15 protein-coding genes are annotated in these 17790 nt (G+C 72.5%); 10 read left to right on the forward strand and 5 right to left on the reverse strand.

The features are described 5' to 3' along the window. Positions 1 to 264: 264 nt before the first annotated feature. Positions 265 to 765: a hypothetical protein gene (locus tag OG906_RS30130; protein WP_053682053.1), complete on the forward strand. Its 501-nt coding sequence runs from the start codon at positions 265 to 267 to the stop codon at positions 763 to 765. Between the two features lie 82 nt (positions 766 to 847). Here the strand turns inward: OG906_RS30130 and kstD are convergent, their stop codons facing one another. Both kstD and OG906_RS30140 read right to left on the reverse strand, forming a co-directional pair. Then, complete coding sequence (gene kstD, locus OG906_RS30135) at positions 848 to 2629, reverse strand: 3-oxosteroid 1-dehydrogenase (RefSeq protein ID WP_329447240.1); 1782 nt, start codon at positions 2627 to 2629, stop codon at positions 848 to 850. 215 nt (positions 2630 to 2844) lie between these two features. Then, positions 2845 to 3969 carry an aminoglycoside phosphotransferase family protein gene (locus OG906_RS30140; protein WP_329447241.1) on the reverse strand — a complete coding sequence of 375 codons (1125 nt, stop codon included), beginning with the start codon at positions 3967 to 3969 and terminating at the stop codon, positions 2845 to 2847. A gap of 231 nt (positions 3970 to 4200) precedes the next feature. On the opposite strand from OG906_RS30140, the gene OG906_RS30145 reads away from it, so the two are divergent. Continuing rightward, positions 4201 to 5688: a DNA-binding protein NsdB gene (locus OG906_RS30145; RefSeq protein WP_329447242.1), complete on the forward strand. Its 1488-nt coding sequence runs from the start codon at positions 4201 to 4203 to the stop codon at positions 5686 to 5688. A 129-nt stretch (positions 5689 to 5817) separates the two neighbouring features. Here the strand turns inward: OG906_RS30145 and OG906_RS30150 are convergent, their stop codons facing one another. Then, positions 5818 to 7245 (reverse strand): PP2C family protein-serine/threonine phosphatase, encoded by a 1428-nt coding sequence (locus tag OG906_RS30150; RefSeq protein ID WP_329447243.1) that lies wholly within the window; start codon positions 7243 to 7245, stop codon positions 5818 to 5820. A 503-nt stretch (positions 7246 to 7748) separates the two neighbouring features. Between OG906_RS30150 and OG906_RS30155 the strand changes: the two genes are divergently transcribed. The 3 genes from OG906_RS30155 (at position 7749) to OG906_RS30165 (ending at position 12555) form a co-directional block, all read left to right on the forward strand. After that, on the forward strand, positions 7749 to 9995 hold the full coding sequence (locus tag OG906_RS30155) for a xanthine dehydrogenase family protein molybdopterin-binding subunit (protein ID WP_329447244.1): 2247 nt from the start codon (positions 7749 to 7751) through the stop codon (positions 9993 to 9995). 102 nt (positions 9996 to 10097) lie between these two features. Next, positions 10098 to 10553: a (2Fe-2S)-binding protein gene (locus OG906_RS30160; RefSeq protein ID WP_329447245.1), complete on the forward strand. Its 456-nt coding sequence runs from the start codon at positions 10098 to 10100 to the stop codon at positions 10551 to 10553. A gap of 64 nt (positions 10554 to 10617) precedes the next feature. Beyond that, positions 10618 to 12555, forward strand: coding sequence for an APC family permease (locus OG906_RS30165; RefSeq protein ID WP_329447246.1), 1938 nt, complete (start codon positions 10618 to 10620; stop codon positions 12553 to 12555). On the opposite strand, the gene OG906_RS30170 is transcribed toward OG906_RS30165, so the two are convergent. Next, positions 12552 to 13766, reverse strand: a complete 1215-nt coding sequence (locus OG906_RS30170) for a helix-turn-helix domain-containing protein (protein ID WP_329447247.1) — start codon at positions 13764 to 13766, stop codon at positions 12552 to 12554. The two genes, OG906_RS30165 and OG906_RS30170, sit on opposite strands and share 4 nt — an antisense overlap. Before the next feature lie 329 nt (positions 13767 to 14095). Here OG906_RS30170 and OG906_RS30175 point away from each other — a divergent pair, with 329 nt between their 5' ends. The 5 genes from OG906_RS30175 (at position 14096) to OG906_RS30195 (ending at position 16931) form a co-directional block, all read left to right on the forward strand. Beyond that, positions 14096 to 14500 (forward strand): hypothetical protein, encoded by a 405-nt coding sequence (locus OG906_RS30175; RefSeq protein WP_267796429.1) that lies wholly within the window; start codon positions 14096 to 14098, stop codon positions 14498 to 14500. Further along, positions 14497 to 15288 (forward strand): transcriptional regulator, encoded by a 792-nt coding sequence (locus OG906_RS30180; protein ID WP_329447248.1) that lies wholly within the window; start codon positions 14497 to 14499, stop codon positions 15286 to 15288. The genes OG906_RS30175 and OG906_RS30180 overlap by 4 nt, the downstream gene beginning before the upstream one ends. A 71-nt stretch (positions 15289 to 15359) precedes the next feature. Beyond that, the gene (locus OG906_RS30185) at positions 15360 to 15806 is read left to right on the forward strand and encodes a roadblock/LC7 domain-containing protein (RefSeq protein ID WP_323181926.1); all 447 of its coding nucleotides are present in this window, start codon (positions 15360 to 15362) and stop codon (positions 15804 to 15806) included. 73 nt (positions 15807 to 15879) lie between these two features. Then, positions 15880 to 16254 carry a hypothetical protein gene (locus OG906_RS30190; RefSeq protein ID WP_267796431.1) on the forward strand — a complete coding sequence of 125 codons (375 nt, stop codon included), beginning with the start codon at positions 15880 to 15882 and terminating at the stop codon, positions 16252 to 16254. Between the two features lie 194 nt (positions 16255 to 16448). Next, the gene (locus tag OG906_RS30195) at positions 16449 to 16931 is read left to right on the forward strand and encodes a VOC family protein (protein WP_053682066.1); all 483 of its coding nucleotides are present in this window, start codon (positions 16449 to 16451) and stop codon (positions 16929 to 16931) included. Positions 16932 to 16941: 10 nt separating this feature from the next. Here the strand turns inward: OG906_RS30195 and OG906_RS30200 are convergent, their stop codons facing one another. Beyond that, on the reverse strand, positions 16942 to 17670 hold the full coding sequence (locus OG906_RS30200) for an SIR2 family NAD-dependent protein deacylase (protein WP_329447249.1): 729 nt from the start codon (positions 17668 to 17670) through the stop codon (positions 16942 to 16944). Positions 17671 to 17790: the final 120 nt, after the last annotated feature.

Raw genomic sequence — 17790 nt, forward strand, 5'->3', positions numbered from 1 at the left:
GCCAAGCGTAAGTCGTTGAAAACGCAAGATCCATCCCGGCCGGCCCCCGATACCGGATCGATGGCCACCGGCGGATGCGCGACGGACCACCGCGCGCCGGGGCGGTCGATCAAGGGACCGACCGGTCCGACGCGGGAAACCGGAAGGGGTGGCGACGGTACCGGACGGGGCGACGGCTCGCGGCGCCCCGGGCGGCGGGTGCGGGGCCGGGTCGGATGAGGGGGCCCGGGCCGGAAAAGGGTCCCGGCCACGTACCATGGCGGCATGTCCTTCCTCCGCCGCCACCGCGCCGCCACACCCGCCGGCCCGGACTTCGACGTCCTGGCCATGGACCCGGGGGACTGGCCGGGCAACCTCGGGGCCGGGCTGCTCCCCGCCCCCGACGGCAGCTGCCAGGGCGTCTTCCTGCGCTACGACCTGTTCGGCGGTCGCGGCCCCGCGATGATCATCGGCAATCTCCCCGAGGGCTCGCCGGCCCGGGACCTCGCCGACAAGCAGGTCCCCTTCGAGGTGGCCCAGCTCCTCGACGCCCTGGAGAACGACGAGGACGTCGAGGTCACCGGAGTCGAGGACTGCCCCGTCATGCAGGGCGACAACCTCCTCATCGTCCGCAAGGTCAAGCTGTCGGAGTCCCGCATCTCCTGCGTCCAGTTCGACCGCAGCGACAACGTGCTGGTCACCATCGCCAGCTGGGACCGCCCGATCACCGACGACCTCTACGCCCTCCTGAAGCCGCTCCCGGCCGAGCTCTTCCAGCAGGGCTGACCCTCCGCCCGGCCGCCCGCCGCGCGACCGGCGCGGCCGCGAGCGGGCGGGCGTGAGCGGGCGGGCGGCGCCGGTCCGTGCGTCAGGCGTCCGCGATGTCGTTCGCCGCCACGTACCCGAACGTCATCGCGGGACCGATCGTCGATCCGGCCCCCGCGTAACTGTGACCCATCACCGCCGCGCTCGCGTTGCCCGCCGCCCACAGGCCCCGGATCACCGAACCGTCGGCCCGCAGCGCCCGCGCCCGGGCGTCGGTGACGATGCCGCCCTTCGTCCCCAGGTCCCCCGGCACGATCTTGAAGGCGTGGAACGGGGGCGCCCAGATCGGCGCGAGGCACGAGTTCGGCTGGACGTTCGGGTCCGTGTAGTAGTGGTCGTACGCCGTGTCGCCCCGGTGGAAGTCGGCGTCGTTCCCGCTCCACGCCTGCGCGTTGAAGCGGTTGAGGGTCGAGCGCAGCGCACCGGCCGGCACCCCGATCTGGTGGGCCAGCGCGTCCCAGGTCCACGCCTTCTTCGCCGCGCCCGACTCGTACCAGGAGTCGGGGAAGACGAAGGTCGGCAGGATGTCCTTGAACAGGTACTTGTTGCGGTAGTTCTGGTCCACGATCAGCCAGGCCGGTATGTGGGAGCCGACCGCGCCCCGGTCCTTCTCGTACATCACGTGCACCACGTCGCTGTAGGGCGCCGCCTCGTTGACGAACCGCGTGCCGTTCCCGTTGACGATCAGCCCGCCCGGCAGGGTCCGTTCGGCCAGACAGAAGTACGGCTCGCCGGGGAGCGGGATCGACGGCCCCCACCAGGCGTCCTCCATCAGCCCCAGCGCCGCGCCGGCGCGCTGCCCCGCGCGGATCCCGTCGCCGGTGTTCTCCTTCGCGCCGACCGACCACTGGGTGCCGATGGGCTGTTGCTGGTACTGGGCCCGCATCTGCGCGTTGTGCTCGAAGCCGCCCGAGCCGATGATCACGCCCTTGCGCGCCCGCACGGTCCCCCGTACGCCCTCCTTCTCCACCACCACGCCGGTGACGGCCCCGCCCTCCTGGACCAGGTCCACCAGCGGGCTGTTCAGCCACACCGGGACCCCCGCCCGCTGGAGGCCGGCCCGCAGTCCGGCGGCGAGGGCCTGCCCCATGGTCAGCGGCTTCTCCCCGCGCAGCGCCGCCTTCGTGCCGCGCGCCAGACACTCCGCCGACACCGCCAGGCCCTTGGCGCTGACGGCCGCGAGGTTGAGCCACTTGTAGTCCTGGCTGAAGACGACCATCCCGGCCGGCACCGGCATGTACGCCGGGTTCAGGCGAGCCAGTTCGGCGCCGAGGACGTTGCCGTCGATCTGGTCGGGCTCGATGGAACGGCCGTTCGGCAGCCCGCCGGGCAGGTTCGGGTAGTAGTCGCTGTAGCCGTCCATGAAGCGGAACCTCAACGGGCTGTTCGCCATGACGAAGTCCAGCATCCGGGGGCCGTTGGCGAGGAAGGCCTGTTGCCGGTCCGCCGGTACGTCGGGCCCCACCACCGCCGAGAGGTACGTGGCGGCCTTCGCAGGCGTGTCGGGCACCCCGGCGCCCAGGATCACCGAGTTGTTCGGCAACCAGATGCCGGCCCCCGACCGGGCGGCCGACCCCCCGAAGGTGGGGGCCTTCTCGACCACCAGCACGCTCAGGCCCCGCCCGGCGGCGGTGAGCGCGGCGGTCATTCCGGAGGCGCCGGAGCCGACCACGACGACGTCGTACTCGCCGAGCGGGTCGCCGTCGGCGGCCCGCGCGACGGCCCCCGGCAGCACGGTGGCGGCGAGTACGCCGGCTCCGGTCCCGGCGAGGACGGTCCGGCGAGAGGGCAGGGCGGGGCGTGCGGGATCGGGGCTCGCGGACATGGCAGGCTCCAGCGGGTCGGGGAAGCGGGCGTGTCCGGCATGTCTGATGCCGAGTCAGAAAAGGTCTTCGGGGGATCATGTGAAGTCAAGGCATCCGGCGCCGCCGCTTCCCACCGGACCCGCCACCGCCCCGGCCGCGTCCCACCACCGCCCCAAGGACGCGCGGAGGTCCCATGGCGATGACCGCCATGGGACCTCCGCGCGAACCGTCCGCGTCAGCGCGTGCCGACCGCCGCGCGCACCGCCCTGCGGGCCATCCCGCAGTCGTCGTGCAACCGTCGCAGCAGCAGGCGCTGCTCCTCGCCCGAGGACAGGGAGCCCGCCGGCGTCGACGGGGCGGGGGCGGCCGCCGACATCGAGCGCTGCACCGCCGTCTCGGACATCCTGATCTCCCGCGTCAGCACCAGCATCAGGTTCACCAGGAAGGCGTCTCGCGCCGCCGGTCCCTGCTGCTGCGCCAGCCTGCTGATCTGACCGCGGGCGGCCGGGGCGTCGCCCAGCACGGTCCACAGGGTCGCCAGGTCGTAGCCCGGCAGGTACCAGCCCGCGTGTTCCCAGTCGAGGAGCACCGGGCCGGCAGGGGACAGCAGCAGGTTGGAGAGCAGGGCGTCACCGTGGTTGAACTGCCACGGGGTGCCGGCGAGCTTCAGGCCGTGCAGCAGCTTCTGCAGGTCGCCGTGGTCCCGGTCGGTGAGCAACCCCAGCTCGTGGTCGCGGTTGATCCGCCGGGCGTAGTCCATCGGGTGCCCGAACAGCTCGGGCGCCGGACGCCACTGGTTGACCCGGCACACCGCCCCGAGCGCCGCCCGGACGTCGGCCCGCGGCGGGGCCTCCACCGGGTGTCGCTGGAGCGCGGCGACCCGGCCCGCCATCCGCTCCACGACGAGTACGCAGTTCTCCGGGTCGGCGGCGATCAGGCGGGGCACCCGGACCGGCGGACGGTTGCGGACGAAGGTCCGGTACGCAGCTATTTCGTGCCGGTACCGCTCGCGCCATTCCGGCGAATGATCCAGTAACACCTTCGCGACGGCCGTCATCCGTCCGGTGGTGCCCACGAGGAGGACGGAGCGGCCGCTGCGCCGCAGCACCTGCACGGGTGCGAACTCCGGACAGATCCGTTGCACCGAGGCGAGCGCGGTGCGCAACTGCGCCCCCTGCGGCCCCGAGAGGTCGATTCTTCCGCTCGGCGGCTGGGTTCCGGTGCCCGGCATCCGCCGCGTCCGAAGGGCGCCCTGGGGCAGGTTCGCCGGGCGACCGGGTTCGAGGTAGGGGCCGCCACCGGCCGGGAGCGTACGGTGCGGCCGGACCGGTGCGGACACGGAGGTCGTTGCTGCGTACATGGCGTTTACAGTTCCCTTCGTGCGCCGACGAGTTGCGTACGCCGCCCCGCCGGATCCCGTGCTTCACCCTGGGGAGTTCCGTCGGTGACCGGGTCGGGGAGGCGCATTCCTACCTGACACCCGACCGTGGGTGGCGGACCATCTTGCGTGCCCTGGCGAAGCCTGGCGAATAGTCGCTGGGCATCTGACGGGGGGCTACTGTCAACTCAGCCGAGAACCTGGGGGCTTGACGTGAGCAAAGGTCCAAACACCCGTCTGAACGACCTGTTCGGCCTGGCCGGCTGGTCCAAGGGCGAACTGGCGAGGATGGTCAACCGGCAGGCGGCGGCCATGGGTCACCACCAATTGGCCACCGACACCTCGCGGGTGCGGCGCTGGATCGACATGGGGGAGACCCCGCGCGAACCGGTGCCCACGGTACTGGCAGCACTGTTCACCGAGCGGCTCGGTCGTGTCGTGACCATTGAGGACCTCGGGTTCGTACGGCAGCGGCGCACCTCCAAACGGCAGCCCGACGGGGCGCAGGAGAACCCCGACGGAGTGCCCTGGGCGCCCGAACGCACAGCCGCGGTCCTCACCGAATTCACGGGAATGGACCTCATGCTCAACCGTCGCGGCCTGATGGGCGCGGGAGTCGCGCTCACCGCAGGCTCAGCCCTCAGCAACGCCATGTACGACTGGCTGCACACCGATCCCGCCGCCGCCAAGGACGCGCAGCGTTTCGGAGACAACGCCTACCAGGCCGATCAGGCGGGGTACGACCGCTACGAGGCCGCCCCCATCGGCTCCCAGGAGATCGAGGCCCTGGAGCGCTCCGTCGAGGTGTTCCGCGCCTGGGACGCCTCCAGGGGTGGCGGACTCCAGCGCAAGGCCGTCGTGGGCCAGCTCAACGAGGTGGGCGGCATGCTCGCCTACCGCCACCCCGACCACCTCCAGCGCAGGCTGTGGGGGGTGGCGGCCAACCTGGCGGTCCTGGCGGGCTGGATGTCGCACGACGTCGGTCTCGAACCCACCGCCCAGAAGTACTTCGTGATCGCCGCCCACGCGGCGCGTGAGGGTGGCGACCGGCCGCGCGCCGGCGAGGCCCTGTCCCGGGCCGCCCGCCAGATGGTGCACCTCGGGAAGCCGAACGAGGCCCTCGACCTGATGAAGCTGGCGCAGTCCGGCTCCGGGGAGCAGACCCTGCCGCGCACGCGCGCCATGCTCCACACCATCGAGGCCTGGGCCCAGGCCGCCATGGGCAAGGGGCAGGCCATGCGCCGCACCCTGGGCGAGGCCGAGGACCTGTTCGTCTCCGACAAGGGCGACGTGCCACCGCCGTCGTGGATGCAGCACTTCGACGAGGCGGACCTGCACGGCATGCAGGCCCTGGCCTTCCGCACCCTCGCCGACCACGACCCCTCGGTCGCGCCGATCGCCCAGCGGCACGCCCACGAGGCGCTGCGGCTGCGTGCGCAGGGGCACCAACGCTCCCAGATCTTCGACTACCTCTCCATGGCCTCGGCCTGCTTCATCGCCGACGACCCGGAACAGGCCGACCGTTACGCCCGCCTGGCCCTGGTGTCGATGAACGAGACCTCCTCGCACCGGACATGGGACCGCCTGCGCGAGATGTACCGCCTCACCGGCCAGTACGCCGGCTACGCGCGCATCGAGGACCTGCGCCAGGAGATCGAGTCGGCCCTGCCCAACAGCCCCGTGGCGCCTAGGCCGGTGTGAGGCCCGCGCCGCCGGCGTCGGGGCCGGCGTATGAGGTCCACCCACCTCCGCGGACATGCGGGAAGGGCCGCGCCCCGGGCGCGGCCCTCAAGGAACGAGAACGAGAAGGAGGCCCCGGTCCGGCCGCCCCTACGATCCGACCCGAGCGACCAGCACGCAGGCGTCGCCGCCGCGCTCGTTCTCGTCGAACTCCTCGGTGACCATCCGCAGGCACTCCTGCGCGGACCGGGCCGTGGCGAGCTCCGGCGCGAGCGCCAACAGCCGCTCGGGGCCGTCCGCTTCGGCGATCCCGAAACCGCGCGGGGTCAGTCCGTCCGTACGCAGGATCAGTACGTCGCCCGGCTCCAGGCGCTCCTCGGCCTGCCCGTACACGGCGCCGGAGGTCGCCCCCAGCAGCACGCCCTCCGGCGGTTGCAGGGAGCGGCCGCGACCGCGACGGAACAGCAGGGGGGCCGGGTGTCCGGCCTGGGCCCAGGACAGCAGCCGGCGGGCGGGGTCGTAGTGGCAGCAGACGGCCGAGCCGAGCGCCGGTTGCGCGGAGGTGTCCAGGAGCTGGTTGAGCCAACCCATCAGCGGGCCCGGCTCGATGCCGGCCATGGCCATCCCGCGCAGGGCGCCGAGGAGCATCGCCATCCCGGAGGTGGCGCTCACTCCGTGCCCCGTGAGGTCGCCGACCGTCAACAGCGAGCGACCGTCGGGCAGTTCGAGTGCGTCGTACCAGTCCCCGCCGATCGGCGCGCGGGTCGCGGAGGGCAGGTGGTGCGCGGCGACGTCCAGCGCGCCGGTGTTGTCGTGCGGGAACCGCAGGGAGCCGCGCCACGGGGGGAGCACGGCTTCCTGCAGCTCGACCGCCAGCCGGTGCTCGGTCCGCGCGATGTCCCGGCGGCGTTGCAACGAGTCGTGCGACTCGCGCACCGCGCGCTGGCTTCGGCGCAGTTCACTCACGTCCCGCAGCACGGCCCACATGGAGGCCGTGCAACCGTCGGAGTCGAGTACCGGCTCGCCCCTCATGTGCAACGTCCGGACGCGGCCGTCGGCCCGGACGATGCGGAACTCGCCGTCGATCGGTTTGCCGTCCACCAGGCAGTCGGTGACCATCGCGGTCAGGGCCGGCTGGTCCTCGGAGAACAGGGTCGAGCCCAGTTCGTCGAGCGGCAGCGGGCCGGCCTCGGGGGACCGGCCGAAGATCTGGAAGAGTTCCTCGGACCAGGTCACCGCGTCGGTGAGCAGGTTCCACTCGGCGCTCCCGACCCGGGTCGGTGGTTCCTCGGACAGGGTGTCGCAGGCCCCGTGCGGCAGCTCGACGAGCTCCTCGGGGGCGGGCGGCAGCCCTTCCTTGAGCTGGCCGAGGTGCCGGCCGAGGTCGTCGAGGTGGTGCACGGCGAGGTCGCACAGCGCCCGTTGCCAGCGGCCCCGCGCGTCGTCGTCGTCCGCGACGGCGTCGCGGCGCACCGCGTTCACCTCGCCCCGCAGTCGCCGGGTCTGTGAGATCAGGGCGTCCACCGGTCCCGGCTCGGGGGGCTGCGCGGGACGGTCCGCGTAGAGATGGGACGGCATGAGGACTCCGATACAGGCGCGGCACGGCCAGGTCTGAAAGAAGGACCGGAATCGACTGTGGCACAGCCGGCGGAGGGTCGTAAGCGGTTTGGCAACATCTGTTGGAGGCTTGCCCGGGGCATATGCTCGCGGCCTTCCGGACGCTCCGAGGCCGTGCGAACGAATCCGGTCACCCCTACCGGCGCCCCCGGGGAAGATCCCCATCCGAGGGGCCGTGCCCCCGCGGCGGGACCCGGCCGGAAACCGGCCCCCGGGAAGCGCCCGGTCGAGCGTGCGGCCGAAGTGTGCGAGCGAACCCGGCCGTTGTGCCCCCGCGAGCCTCCGTTCGCCGTGACGCGCGAGGTACCCCCGAACGAAGGACCCCCGCCGCCGGCGGACAGATGCGTGCGCTCGGGCCCCCGGAGCGGGTTCCCCCTGCTCCCGGTGATCGCTACGCTACGTGTCGGTAATGAGTCGGGGGAGGTCCGTTCCGCGGACCGCGCGGGAGCAGGGGCCACGGGGACATGAACGATCAAGGCGGCGACGCCGGGCAACGCCACGACACGGGACGGAGCCGGCGCTCGTTCCTCACCCACCTCGTCGCCGCGCCGACCCTCGCCCTCGTCACGCGGGTCGCGGTCGACGCCCTCGCCCCGCAGCCCGCCCACGCGGTGATCCCGAGCCTGCCCGCGATCGCCGACCTCGTGGACCTCGGAGACCTGTTCATCCTGGCCGGGGCGCCCACGTCCGCCCTGCTGGCCCTCGCCGTCGAGGCGGACGGCACGATCCGCTTCCGACTGCCCCGGGAAGAGGTCGGCCAAGGCCTCACCACCGCCGTGGCCATGCTCGTCGCGGAGGAACTGGACGCCCCGCTCGCCCACGTCCGGGTGGAACTCGACGACGCCCGGCCCGAGTTGCTGTTCAACCAGCTCACCGGCTCCTCCAACGCCATCCGGTCCCTCTACGGACCCGTCCGGCAGACCGCCGCCACCGCCCGGGCCCGACTCGTCGCCGCTGCCGCCACCCGTTGGAACCTCTCCGCCTCCGCCCTGACCACGGCGAACGGCGTCGTCCGGGCCCCCGACGGGCGCACCGCCGACTACGGCGGCCTCGCCGCGGCCGCCGCCGCGCCCGGCCTGATCGTCCTCGGGGCCACCCCGAAACCCCCGGCCCGGCACACCCTCGTCGGCCGGCCGACCAGCCGCGTCGACGCCCGCGCCATGGTCACCGGAGCCCTGCGCTACACCCTCGACCTCGACGTACCCGGTGCCAAACCCTGCGTGCTGCGCCGACCGCCCACCCTCGGCGGCAGCGTCCGCGGCGTCGCCAACCTCGCCGCCGTCCAGGCCATGCCCGGAGTCCTGCACGTGGTGACGATCCCCACCGGCGTCGCCGTCGTCGCCGAGACCTTCGGACAGGCACTCGACGCCAAGGCGGCCCTCCAGGTCGCCTGGGGGCCCGGGCCCGCCGACCGGCTCTCGGACGCGCAGGTACGGACGAAGCTGCGCGCCGCCACCCCGCCGCTGCTGGTGCCGCCGCTGCTCACCCCGTACGTGGACGCCGAGTTCGACTTCGCGTTCGTCAGCCACGCCCCGATGGAGACCAACTCGGCGGTGGCCGACGTACGGGACGGGCGGGCCGAGATCTGGTCCGGGCTCAAGTCCCCGATCGTGGCCCGCCAGACCATCGCCGCCGACCTCGGACTGCCGCTCGACAAGGTCACCGTGCACGTGGTCCAGGCCGGTGGATCCTTCGGGCGGCGCCTCTTCTTCGACGCCGCCCTGGAGGCCGCCCGGGTGTCCAAGGCCTGCCGCCGCCCCGTGCGCCTGATGTGGACCCGGGTCGACGACACCCGTCACGGTCGGATGCGGCCGGCCACCCACCACAAGATCCGCGCCACCCACGCCCTCGGCGAGGTGCTCACGTTCGAACACCGGGTGGCCGCCGCCGAGACGGACTTCCGGCACGGGCTCGGCGAGATCATCACCGCCACCGCGGCGAACCTGCCGCTCGGCCTCGGCAACGCCACCCTCGCCCAGACCCTGTTCCTCACCACGATCAAGTCCCCGTACCACTTCGGGCTCACCACCCAGGCGCTCACCGAGGTCCCCACGGGAGTCCCCACCGGCTCGTGGCGCTCGGTGTACTCCGCCAACACCCGGGGCGCCGAGGAGATCGTCGTCGACGAACTGGCCGCGCGGATGGGGAAGGACGCGTACGGCTTCCGCCGCACCTTCCTGAAGACGGACGCCCAGCGGGCGGTCCTCGACAAAGCCGCGCGGGAGGGGGAATGGGGGCGACCGATGCCGGCGGGGTGCGCACAGGGCATCGCCTTCCACGAGGAGTACAAGTCCCGCACCGCCTGCCTGGTCGAGATCGACACCCGCGACCCGGAGCACGTCCGCGTCACCAAGGCCGTCATCGCGGTCGACGTGGGCCTGCCCGTCAACCCGCGCGGGCTGGAGGCCCAGATGATCGGCGGTCTCACCGACGCCCTCTCCACCACCCTGCGCGCAGGCCTGCACCTCGACAACGGGTGGCCACTGGAGGGCAGATACAGCCAGTTCCACTGGGCGACGCAGCGCGACACCCCCCAGGACGTACGGGTCTTCGTGCTCCCGGCCACCGGCGCCGAACCGGGCGGCGCCGGCGAACTCGGGGTGCCCGCCGCCGTCGGGGCGATCGCCAACGCCTGGGCCCGGGCCACCGGGAGGAAGCCGCGGAGCTTCCCGCTCGACTTCGACGTGGACTTCACCCCCTACCCCCGCTAGGCCCTGTCGTCGAAGTGGCGCCGGTAGGGCCCAGACCACCCCGATCCCGTTCCTCCTCCCCCCCCGCCATCGTTCTCGACACCACCCCAGGAGCGCCGCGCCGTGCCCTCGCACACCTTCATCGTCAACGGGCGGAGCGTCACCGTCGACGCGCCCGACGATCTGCCCCTGCTGTGGGTGCTCCGCGACATGCTGGGCGTACGCGGCCCCAAGTACGGCTGCGGCGTGGACGTCTGCAAGGCCTGCACCAGTCACCTCGACGGCGCGGACATCCGTCCGTGCGTGGTGCCCGTGTCCGCCTGCGCCGGCAAGACGGTGACCACGATCGAGGGCCTGGCGGACGGGGACGACCTGCACCCGGTGCAGGAGGCCTGGCTCGAACAGGATGTCGCCCAGTGCGGCTTCTGCCAGCCCGGCCAGATCATGGCCGCGGTGGCGCTCCTGCGGCGGACGGCCGACCCCACCGACGAGGACATCGACGCCATCGCCAACATCTGCCGCTGCGGAACCTACTTCCGCATCCGCGAGGCCATTCGCGGCGCGGCCGCGAAGATGTGAGCACGGCAGGCGACACAGCCCCCAGAGCGGGTGAACCGAACAAAGAGTGACCGATCATGCCTGAATGAGGCGTATCAATGCGAAACGCGTGCTGGTCGGTGAACCGCTCGACACCGCACGCCTGGGCGAGACCCTGCTTCCCAAGCGGCTCGCGCTGCCCATCTTCTGCAGCGACCCGCTCTCCTCGGTGGCGTACGCCACCGAGGAGATCCTGCTGATCCTCGCCCTCGGCGGCGTGACGCTGCTCCACCTCACCTGGTACGCGGCCGCCGCCATCGTCTTCCTGATGATCGTGGTCGTCGCCTCCTACCGGCAGACCTGCCACGCCTACCCCGGCGGCGGCGGCGCCTACATCGTCAGCTCCGAGAACCTCGGTCCAACGGCGGCGCTGACCGCCGCCAGCGCGCTCCTCGTCGACTACGTGCTGACCGTCGCCGTCTCGGTGGTCTCCGGCGTCGCCGCCATCACCTCCGCCATTCCCTCGCTCAGCGACCACGAAGTCGTGCTGTCGGTCGGTTTCGTGGTGCTGCTGACCCTGATGAACCTGCGCGGCGTACGGGAATCGGGCCGGATCTTCGCCATCCCCACCTACGGCTTCGTCCTCGTCATCTACGTCATGTTCGCGGTCGCCGCCGTACGGATCGCGACCGGCGCCACCATCCGCGCCGAGTCCGCCTCCCTGCCCATCATCGAGACCGAGACGTTCACGGGCCTGGCCCTGGTGCTGCTCGTGATGCGCGCCTTCGCCTCGGGCTGTACGGCGCTGACCGGTGTCGAGGCCATCAGCAACGGGGTCCCCGCCTTCCGCAAGCCCAAGAGCCGCAACGCCGCCAACACGCTGGCCGTCATGGGCGTCCTGTCCGTGACCATGTTCCTCGGGATCACCGTCCTCGCCATGGTGTACCAGGTGCACGTCGCGGCCGACCCGACGGAACTGGGCCTCGCCCCCGGTACGCCCACCTCGACCGCGCTCGCGCAGATCGGCCGGGCCACCTTCGGCAGCTGGCACTTCCTCTTCTACCTGCTCCAGGCCGTCACCGCCGGCGTGCTGATCCTCGCCGCGAACACCGCCTTCAACGGGTTCCCGATGCTCGCCTCGATCCTCGCCAAGGACCGGTACGCGCCGCGCCAGCTCTTCAACCGCGGCGACCGGCTCGTGTACTCCAACGGCGTCGTGCTCCTCGCGCTGGTCGCCATCGCCCTGATCGTCGCCTTCGACGCCGAACTGACGCGCCTCATCCAGCTCTACATCATCGGGGTGTTCGTCTCCTTCACCCTCTCCCAGTCGGGCATGGTCCGGCACTGGCGACGCGCACTCGACTCGCCCGAGACACCCAGGGGGGAGCGGGTGCACATCCACCGCCGGCTCGCCATCAACGCGGTCGGCGCCGCCATGACCGCCCTGGTGCTGGTCATCGTCCTCCTCACCAAGTTCACGCACGGCGCCTGGTTGGTCGTCATCGCGATGCCGCTGCTGTTCGTCGGCATGAAAGGGGTCCGGCGCCACTACGACAGCGTCTCCGACCAGGTGGCCGTCGCCCCCGATGTCAAGCCCCGCAAGCCCTCCCGCCACCACGTCGTGGTGCTGGTCTCCTCCGTGCACGCCCCGACGCTGAAGGCGCTCGGCTACGCGCAGGCCCTGCGGCCCGACAGCCTCACGGCCGTCTCCGTCGCGGCCGACGCGCAGGACGCGCACGCCCTGCGCGAGGCCTGGGCCGGGCACGACCCGGGGATCGCGCTCAAGGTGCTGCACTCGCCGTACCGCGACGTGGTGGGTCCGGTCCTGGAGTACGTGCAGGAGCTGGCGGCCGCGGAGGGGACGGACATGCTCTCGGTGGTCATCCCCGAGTACGTGGTCGGGCACTGGTGGGAGCAACCCCTGCACAACCAGAACGCGCTCCGGTTGAAGGCCCGGTTGCTGTTCACACCGGGGGTCGCGGTGATCGACGTCCCGTACCTCCTGGAGTCGGCGAAGCAGACCGCGCCCGCCGACCCCGCCTAGGCGGGGGTGTCGTCGCGGTGGCGTCGGCTCAGGCCCGGCGGCCCGGCGGCGCGCGGCGGCTCCGGTTCCGCCTGGGCGTGCCGGACCACCGCCGCGTGCGCCAGGGCCAGTTCCACCACCTGGGCCGGATCGGAGAGCGAGCGGCCGGTCAGCTGCTCCAGGCGACGCAGCCGGTTGGAGACCGTGTTGCGGTGGCAGTACAGCCGCTGGGCGGCGTACGTGGTCGAGCCCTGGCAGGTCAGCCACGTGCCCAGCGTGGTCAGCAACACCCGACGGTCCTCCGGGGGCAGGGCCAGTACCGGCCCCAGCACCACCTGCCGCAGCCGGCCCGCGAGTTCGGGCTGGCCCGCCACCAGCGCCGCCGGGAGCCGCTCGTCCAGCAGCACGGTGAGCGGACCGGCCGAGGCGGGGGAGGCCCGCAGCGCGAGGACCGCCAGGCGGCGGGCCCGGGCCAGGTCGGCGGCCCCCTCCACGACGGGGCTGACCCCGGCCCGCACGCCCGACGGGGCGAGCAGCTCCCGTACGGACTCCAGCGGATGGTGGCCCAGTTCCACGAGGCCGGTCTCCCCGTCGGCGCGGTTGCGCCACAGCACGCGCGGCGCGGCGGGCTCCGGGCCGCCCGCCGGGAGACCGGGCGGCCCCAGCACGACCACCGCGAACCGGCCCCGCGCGGGCAGCCCCAACCGGGCCGCCGCCTCCGCGGCCGCCCCGGTGCCGTCGAGCAGCGCGTCCAGCAGGGACGCCCTCAGCTCCCGGTCGCGCTCGGCGCGGGGGGACTCGGCCAGGCGGTACGCGTCCGAGGCGGCGTCCGCCATCTGCTCCAGTACGTCCCACAGCGCGGCCGCGCCCGGCAGCAGTCGGGGGAGCGCGGCCCGGTCGTTCGCGGCCACCGCCTCGGTCAGGCTCTGCCACAGCAGGCGGCCGCCGTGCCGGTGGGCGCGGAGCAAGGAGGCGAGCGGGAGTCCCTGTTCGGCCCACAGGGTGCCGGTGTCCCGGGCGTCGGAGAGGTCCACCGGGAGACCTCGGGACGTGCGGACCAGGCCGTCGACGGCCTGACGGAGGTGATGGTGGATCCGGTCGCGTAACGCGGTCCGCCCCGGCAGGGCGGCGTACGCGGGGTCCTCGCTCGGCGTGCGGTCGGCGAGCCGGTCCGCCGCCACGGCGATCCGGCGGTCCAGGTCCTCGCGTATCTCCTCGATGATCCGCTCCATGACCGGCAGGGTGACACGAGGGAGGGGCCGGTGGGGAGGGCCCGGAGCGCACCGTGTCCGTCAGGAGGGTCTGCTTCCGGTCCGGTCGGCCGACGGACTGACCGCGGCGTGCGGGCGGTGCGAGGATGGCGTCGTGCGACGCATTGACGTTCTCCTGTTCGCTTCTTGATCAGAATGCGACGCGTTCCGGCCATGCCGTCACGTGCTATCGCGCATGTTCCAGCGGAAAATGCCAGAACCCCCTTTCGCAGTGTGGAACTTGAGTAAGTTCCCTCCTGTCGCGCCGTACGACCGTGCACCCAGCACGTCTGGCCGGGAGGGGAGCCCGCGTGCCCGGGATCGACGAATGTCTGCTCGAAGCCATGGCCCTGCCCGGTGCACGGGGGGCCTCCCTCGTGGACTGGAGCAGTGGACTGGCCCTCGGCACCGCAGGGGATTCGCCGGTCGGAGACCACGAGACCACCGCCGCCGAGACCGCCGAACTGGCCCGCGCGGCGGCGGAGTACGAATCCTTCGCCCCCGAGGCCGGGGGAGCCGGCCCGGGAGACCCGGCCGGCCCGCCGGTCGAGGACCTGATCGTCACCACCCGCAGCGGCTACCACGTGCTGCGCTTCGTCGAGACGAGCTTCGACAGCAGCGTGTTCCTGCACCTCTGGCTCGACCGCGCCGACGGCAACCTCGCCCTCGCCCGACACAGACTCCGCGCACTGGCCGAAGGGCTGGTGCTCAGATGACCGCCCCGACCCTCCCCGCCAACCCCGTCGAAGTGTCCCCCCTGTTGACCCGCCTCGCCGCCGAACGCGCCACCGGCGCCCTGCTCCGCGACCGCGGCACCCTGTTCCTGGAGGACGGCCGCGTCGTGCACGCCGAAAGCCCCTCCACCCCCGGTCTCGACGTACTGCTCACCACCGGTGGCGGCCTCGCCCCCGAGCGTTGGAACGACGCCGTGAACCAGGCCGGAGCCCGCCGCCAGGTCGCCCGCTATCTCGTGGACAGCGGCGGTCTGGCGGGCGGCGAGCTGGAGATATGCCACCTCGCCGCGATCTTCGACGCCGCGTTCTTCGCACTGTCGCCGGGCAGCGGCCCGTCCCGGTTCCGCCGCGGCGCCACCCACTGGATCGGTTCCGTGCGCTCGGTACCCGCGGCCGCCGTCGAACGGGAGACCCGCCGCCGCCGGGAACTGTTGGACGCGGTCTGGCCCTATCCGCTGCTGGACACCGCCCCCGTGATACCCCGTCAGGCCGCACCCGGCCAGACCATCACCGCCCGGCAACGCCTCCTGCTCCACCAGGCGGACGGCAGACGGACCCCCGCCGACCTCGCGTGGGTGCTCGGCCGACCGGCGTTCCACACCCTGCTCGACGTACGCAGACTCGCGGCGGCCGGTCTCGTCGAGACCCCGCACGCACCGGCCCCGATACCCATGGCCGAGACACCCCTGCCCGACTGGATGACCCAGGCCCAATCCCCGGACGTGGCCCTGCTCCGCCGGTTACGCGACGCACTGGAGGCAAGCCTGTGAGGCTCCCGCTGCGACCGGTTCTGCGCACCGACCGCTCCGAGCGGAGACAGCCCGAAAGGAGGAAGGCCGACATGAGCACGGCGATGGTGAACGCCGAGGCCGAGGCCGAGATACTCGCCGAACTCCGGCGGCTGAGAGCCCGCCTTCCGCAACTCACCGGTGCCCTCGCGGCCAGCGTGGACGGCCTGGTGCTCGCCCACGACAGCGCCGCCACCGAGGCCGAGTCCGTCGCGGCCCTGACCGCGGCCGCCCTCGGCGTCGCCCGACGACTGAGCGACAGCACCGGCCAGGGCGGATTCCGCGAACTGCTCGTGCGCGGCGAATCCGGCTACATCGCCACCTACGCGGCGGGCGAGGCGGCCGTCCTCACGCTGATCGCCGAACCACGCGTCAATGTCGGCCGGCTCCACCTGGAGGCCCGCCGCTCCAGTCTGCGCATCACCGAGCTCATCGAGCACAGCCTCGGTCGACGAGGCCCGGTGGCGCCGCCGATGCCCACCCAGGCTCCGTCGACCTGAGCCGCACCACCCCACCGACCACTGACAAGACCAGCAGAACCCCCGACAGTCACCGAAGAAAGAGGAACCTCTCATGGCCACTGTGGAAACCGCCCTCAAAGAAGCCACCACCGTCATCGACGGCGCGCTCGGAGCGGCCCTGGTCGACTACGGCAGCGGCATGGCGCTCGGCACCATCGGCGGCGGCAAGGACCTCGACCTCGCCGTCGCCGCGGCGGGCAACACCGACGTGGTGCGCGCCAAGGTGCGCACGATGGAGATGCTCGGACTCCAGGACGAGATCGAGGACATCCTCATCACCCTCGGCGGGCAGTACCACCTGATCCGACTCATGAAGGCGAGGGGTTCCAGCGGATTCTTCCTCTATCTCGCGCTCGATCGCGGTCGGGCGAACCTCGCCATGGCCCGGCACCAACTGAAGAAGATCGAAGCCGAACTGGAGATCTGAGGGCCCTCGCCAGGCCGCGACGGCGCGGTGGCGGATGGCGCGGCACGGTGCCGTCCGCCCCGGCGGCACCTGGCCCACAGGAGTGAGATCCGGAGCGATGTGAACCCGTCCTGCGCCCACCGATGAGTTTCGGGCGCGGTGGCGGTCTGTATGTGCGGGACGGTGTCCCTCACCGCACGACTCTGGAGGCAGTCATGACCAGCAACCCGTTCACCACGTGCCTGTGGTTCGACGGCCGGGCCGAAGAGGCCGCCGACTTCTACCTGTCCGTGTTCAAGGACGGCCGGATCGGCCGGATCGGCCGCTACACCGAGGCCGGACCCGGGCCCGTCGGCGAGGTGATGGTGGTCGAGTTCGAGATCAACGGCCAACGGTTCATCGGCCTCAACGGCGGACCGCAGTTCCCCTTCACCGAGGCCGTCTCCTTCCAGATCCCCTGCGCCGACGACGCGGAGGCCGACTACTACTACGAGGCCCTGACGCGCGACGGCGGCCAGGAGTCGGCCTGCGGATGGGTCAAGGACAAGTTCGGCCTGTCCTGGCAGGTCACCCCGACCGAGGCCATCGACCTGATCAGCGACCCGGACCCGGGCCGCGCCGCCCGGGCCAGTGCCGCCATGCTCCGGATGAAGAAGCTCGACGTCGCGGAGATGCGGCGGGCGGCCGACGCCGGGTAGCGGGAGTGGGCTATCGGGTGGCGATCCGCGCCAGGAGCGCCGGGAGGGCGGTCCCGATCGGTTCGCGGATCACCTCGTCGGCGAGGGAGTCGTACGGCGTCTCCTGCGCGTTCACGATGATCAGGCGGGCCCCCGCCTCCGCCGCCATCCCGGCCAGCGAGGCGGCGGGCTGCACCTGGAGCGTCGAGCCGACCGCGATGAACACGTCGCACCCCTTCGCCACGGCCATCGCCTGCCCCAGCACCTCGGGGTCCAGCCGCTGGCCGAACATCACCGTGGCGGGCTTCAGGATCCCGCCGCAGCGGGGACAGGCGGGATCCGGCTCCCCTCCGGCGACCCTGGCCAGCGCCTCCTCCATCGTGGAACGGGCCCGGCAGTCGGTGCACAGCACCGATCGGGCCGTTCCGTGCAGCTCGAACACCTTGCGCTCCGGCATCCCGGCGAGCTGGTGCAGTCCGTCCACGTTCTGGGTGACGACGCGCACCGGCGTGCCACCGCGCTCCAGGTCCGCCACGGCCAGGTGCGCGGCGTTGGGGCGCGGGTCGAGCGCCCCGACCTCGGCGCGCATCAGCCAGGAGCGACGCCGGATCTCCGGATCGGCCATGTAGTGCGCGTAGGTCACGAGCTTCTCGGCGTCGGGCTCCCGCCGCCACAGACCCTGCGGTCCCCGGTAGTCCGGAATCCCGGAGTCGGTGGACATTCCTGCCCCGCTGAACACGGCGACGAGCGATTTCCCCATGCCGTGACCCTACGTACGTCCCACCTCCCGCCGCGACCGGATTCCGCGCCGCCGCCCTCCCCCCCGATACCCGGCCGGGGCGGCGGCCCGGCCTGCGGCCGAAAGGGGCGGTTCTCGGCC

Origin of the sequence: Streptomyces sp. NBC_01426, assembly GCF_036231985.1 — a bacterium.
Taxonomy (GTDB): domain Bacteria; phylum Actinomycetota; class Actinomycetes; order Streptomycetales; family Streptomycetaceae; genus Streptomyces.

Bases quoted from the DNA above. Each gene is read 5' to 3' on its own strand.
- OG906_RS30185 (WP_323181926.1), top strand. From the start codon at position 15,360: ATGAGCACGGCGATGGTGAACGCCGAGGCCGAGGCCGAGATACTCGCC.
- OG906_RS30190 (WP_267796431.1), top strand. From the start codon at position 15,880: ATGGCCACTGTGGAAACCGCCCTCAAAGAAGCCACCACCGTCATCGAC.
- OG906_RS30155 (WP_329447244.1), top strand. From the start codon at position 7,749: ATGAACGATCAAGGCGGCGACGCCGGGCAACGCCACGACACGGGACGG.
- OG906_RS30130 (WP_053682053.1), top strand. From the start codon at position 265: ATGTCCTTCCTCCGCCGCCACCGCGCCGCCACACCCGCCGGCCCGGAC.
- OG906_RS30195 (WP_053682066.1), top strand. From the start codon at position 16,449: ATGACCAGCAACCCGTTCACCACGTGCCTGTGGTTCGACGGCCGGGCC.
- OG906_RS30170 (WP_329447247.1), bottom strand. From the start codon at position 13,766: ATGGAGCGGATCATCGAGGAGATACGCGAGGACCTGGACCGCCGGATC.
- OG906_RS30150 (WP_329447243.1), bottom strand. From the start codon at position 7,245: ATGCCGTCCCATCTCTACGCGGACCGTCCCGCGCAGCCCCCCGAGCCG.
- kstD (WP_329447240.1), bottom strand. From the start codon at position 2,629: ATGTCCGCGAGCCCCGATCCCGCACGCCCCGCCCTGCCCTCTCGCCGG.
- OG906_RS30140 (WP_329447241.1), bottom strand. From the start codon at position 3,969: ATGTACGCAGCAACGACCTCCGTGTCCGCACCGGTCCGGCCGCACCGT.
- OG906_RS30165 (WP_329447246.1), top strand. From the start codon at position 10,618: ATGAGGCGTATCAATGCGAAACGCGTGCTGGTCGGTGAACCGCTCGAC.
- OG906_RS30200 (WP_329447249.1), bottom strand. From the start codon at position 17,670: ATGGGGAAATCGCTCGTCGCCGTGTTCAGCGGGGCAGGAATGTCCACC.
- OG906_RS30180 (WP_329447248.1), top strand. From the start codon at position 14,497: ATGACCGCCCCGACCCTCCCCGCCAACCCCGTCGAAGTGTCCCCCCTG.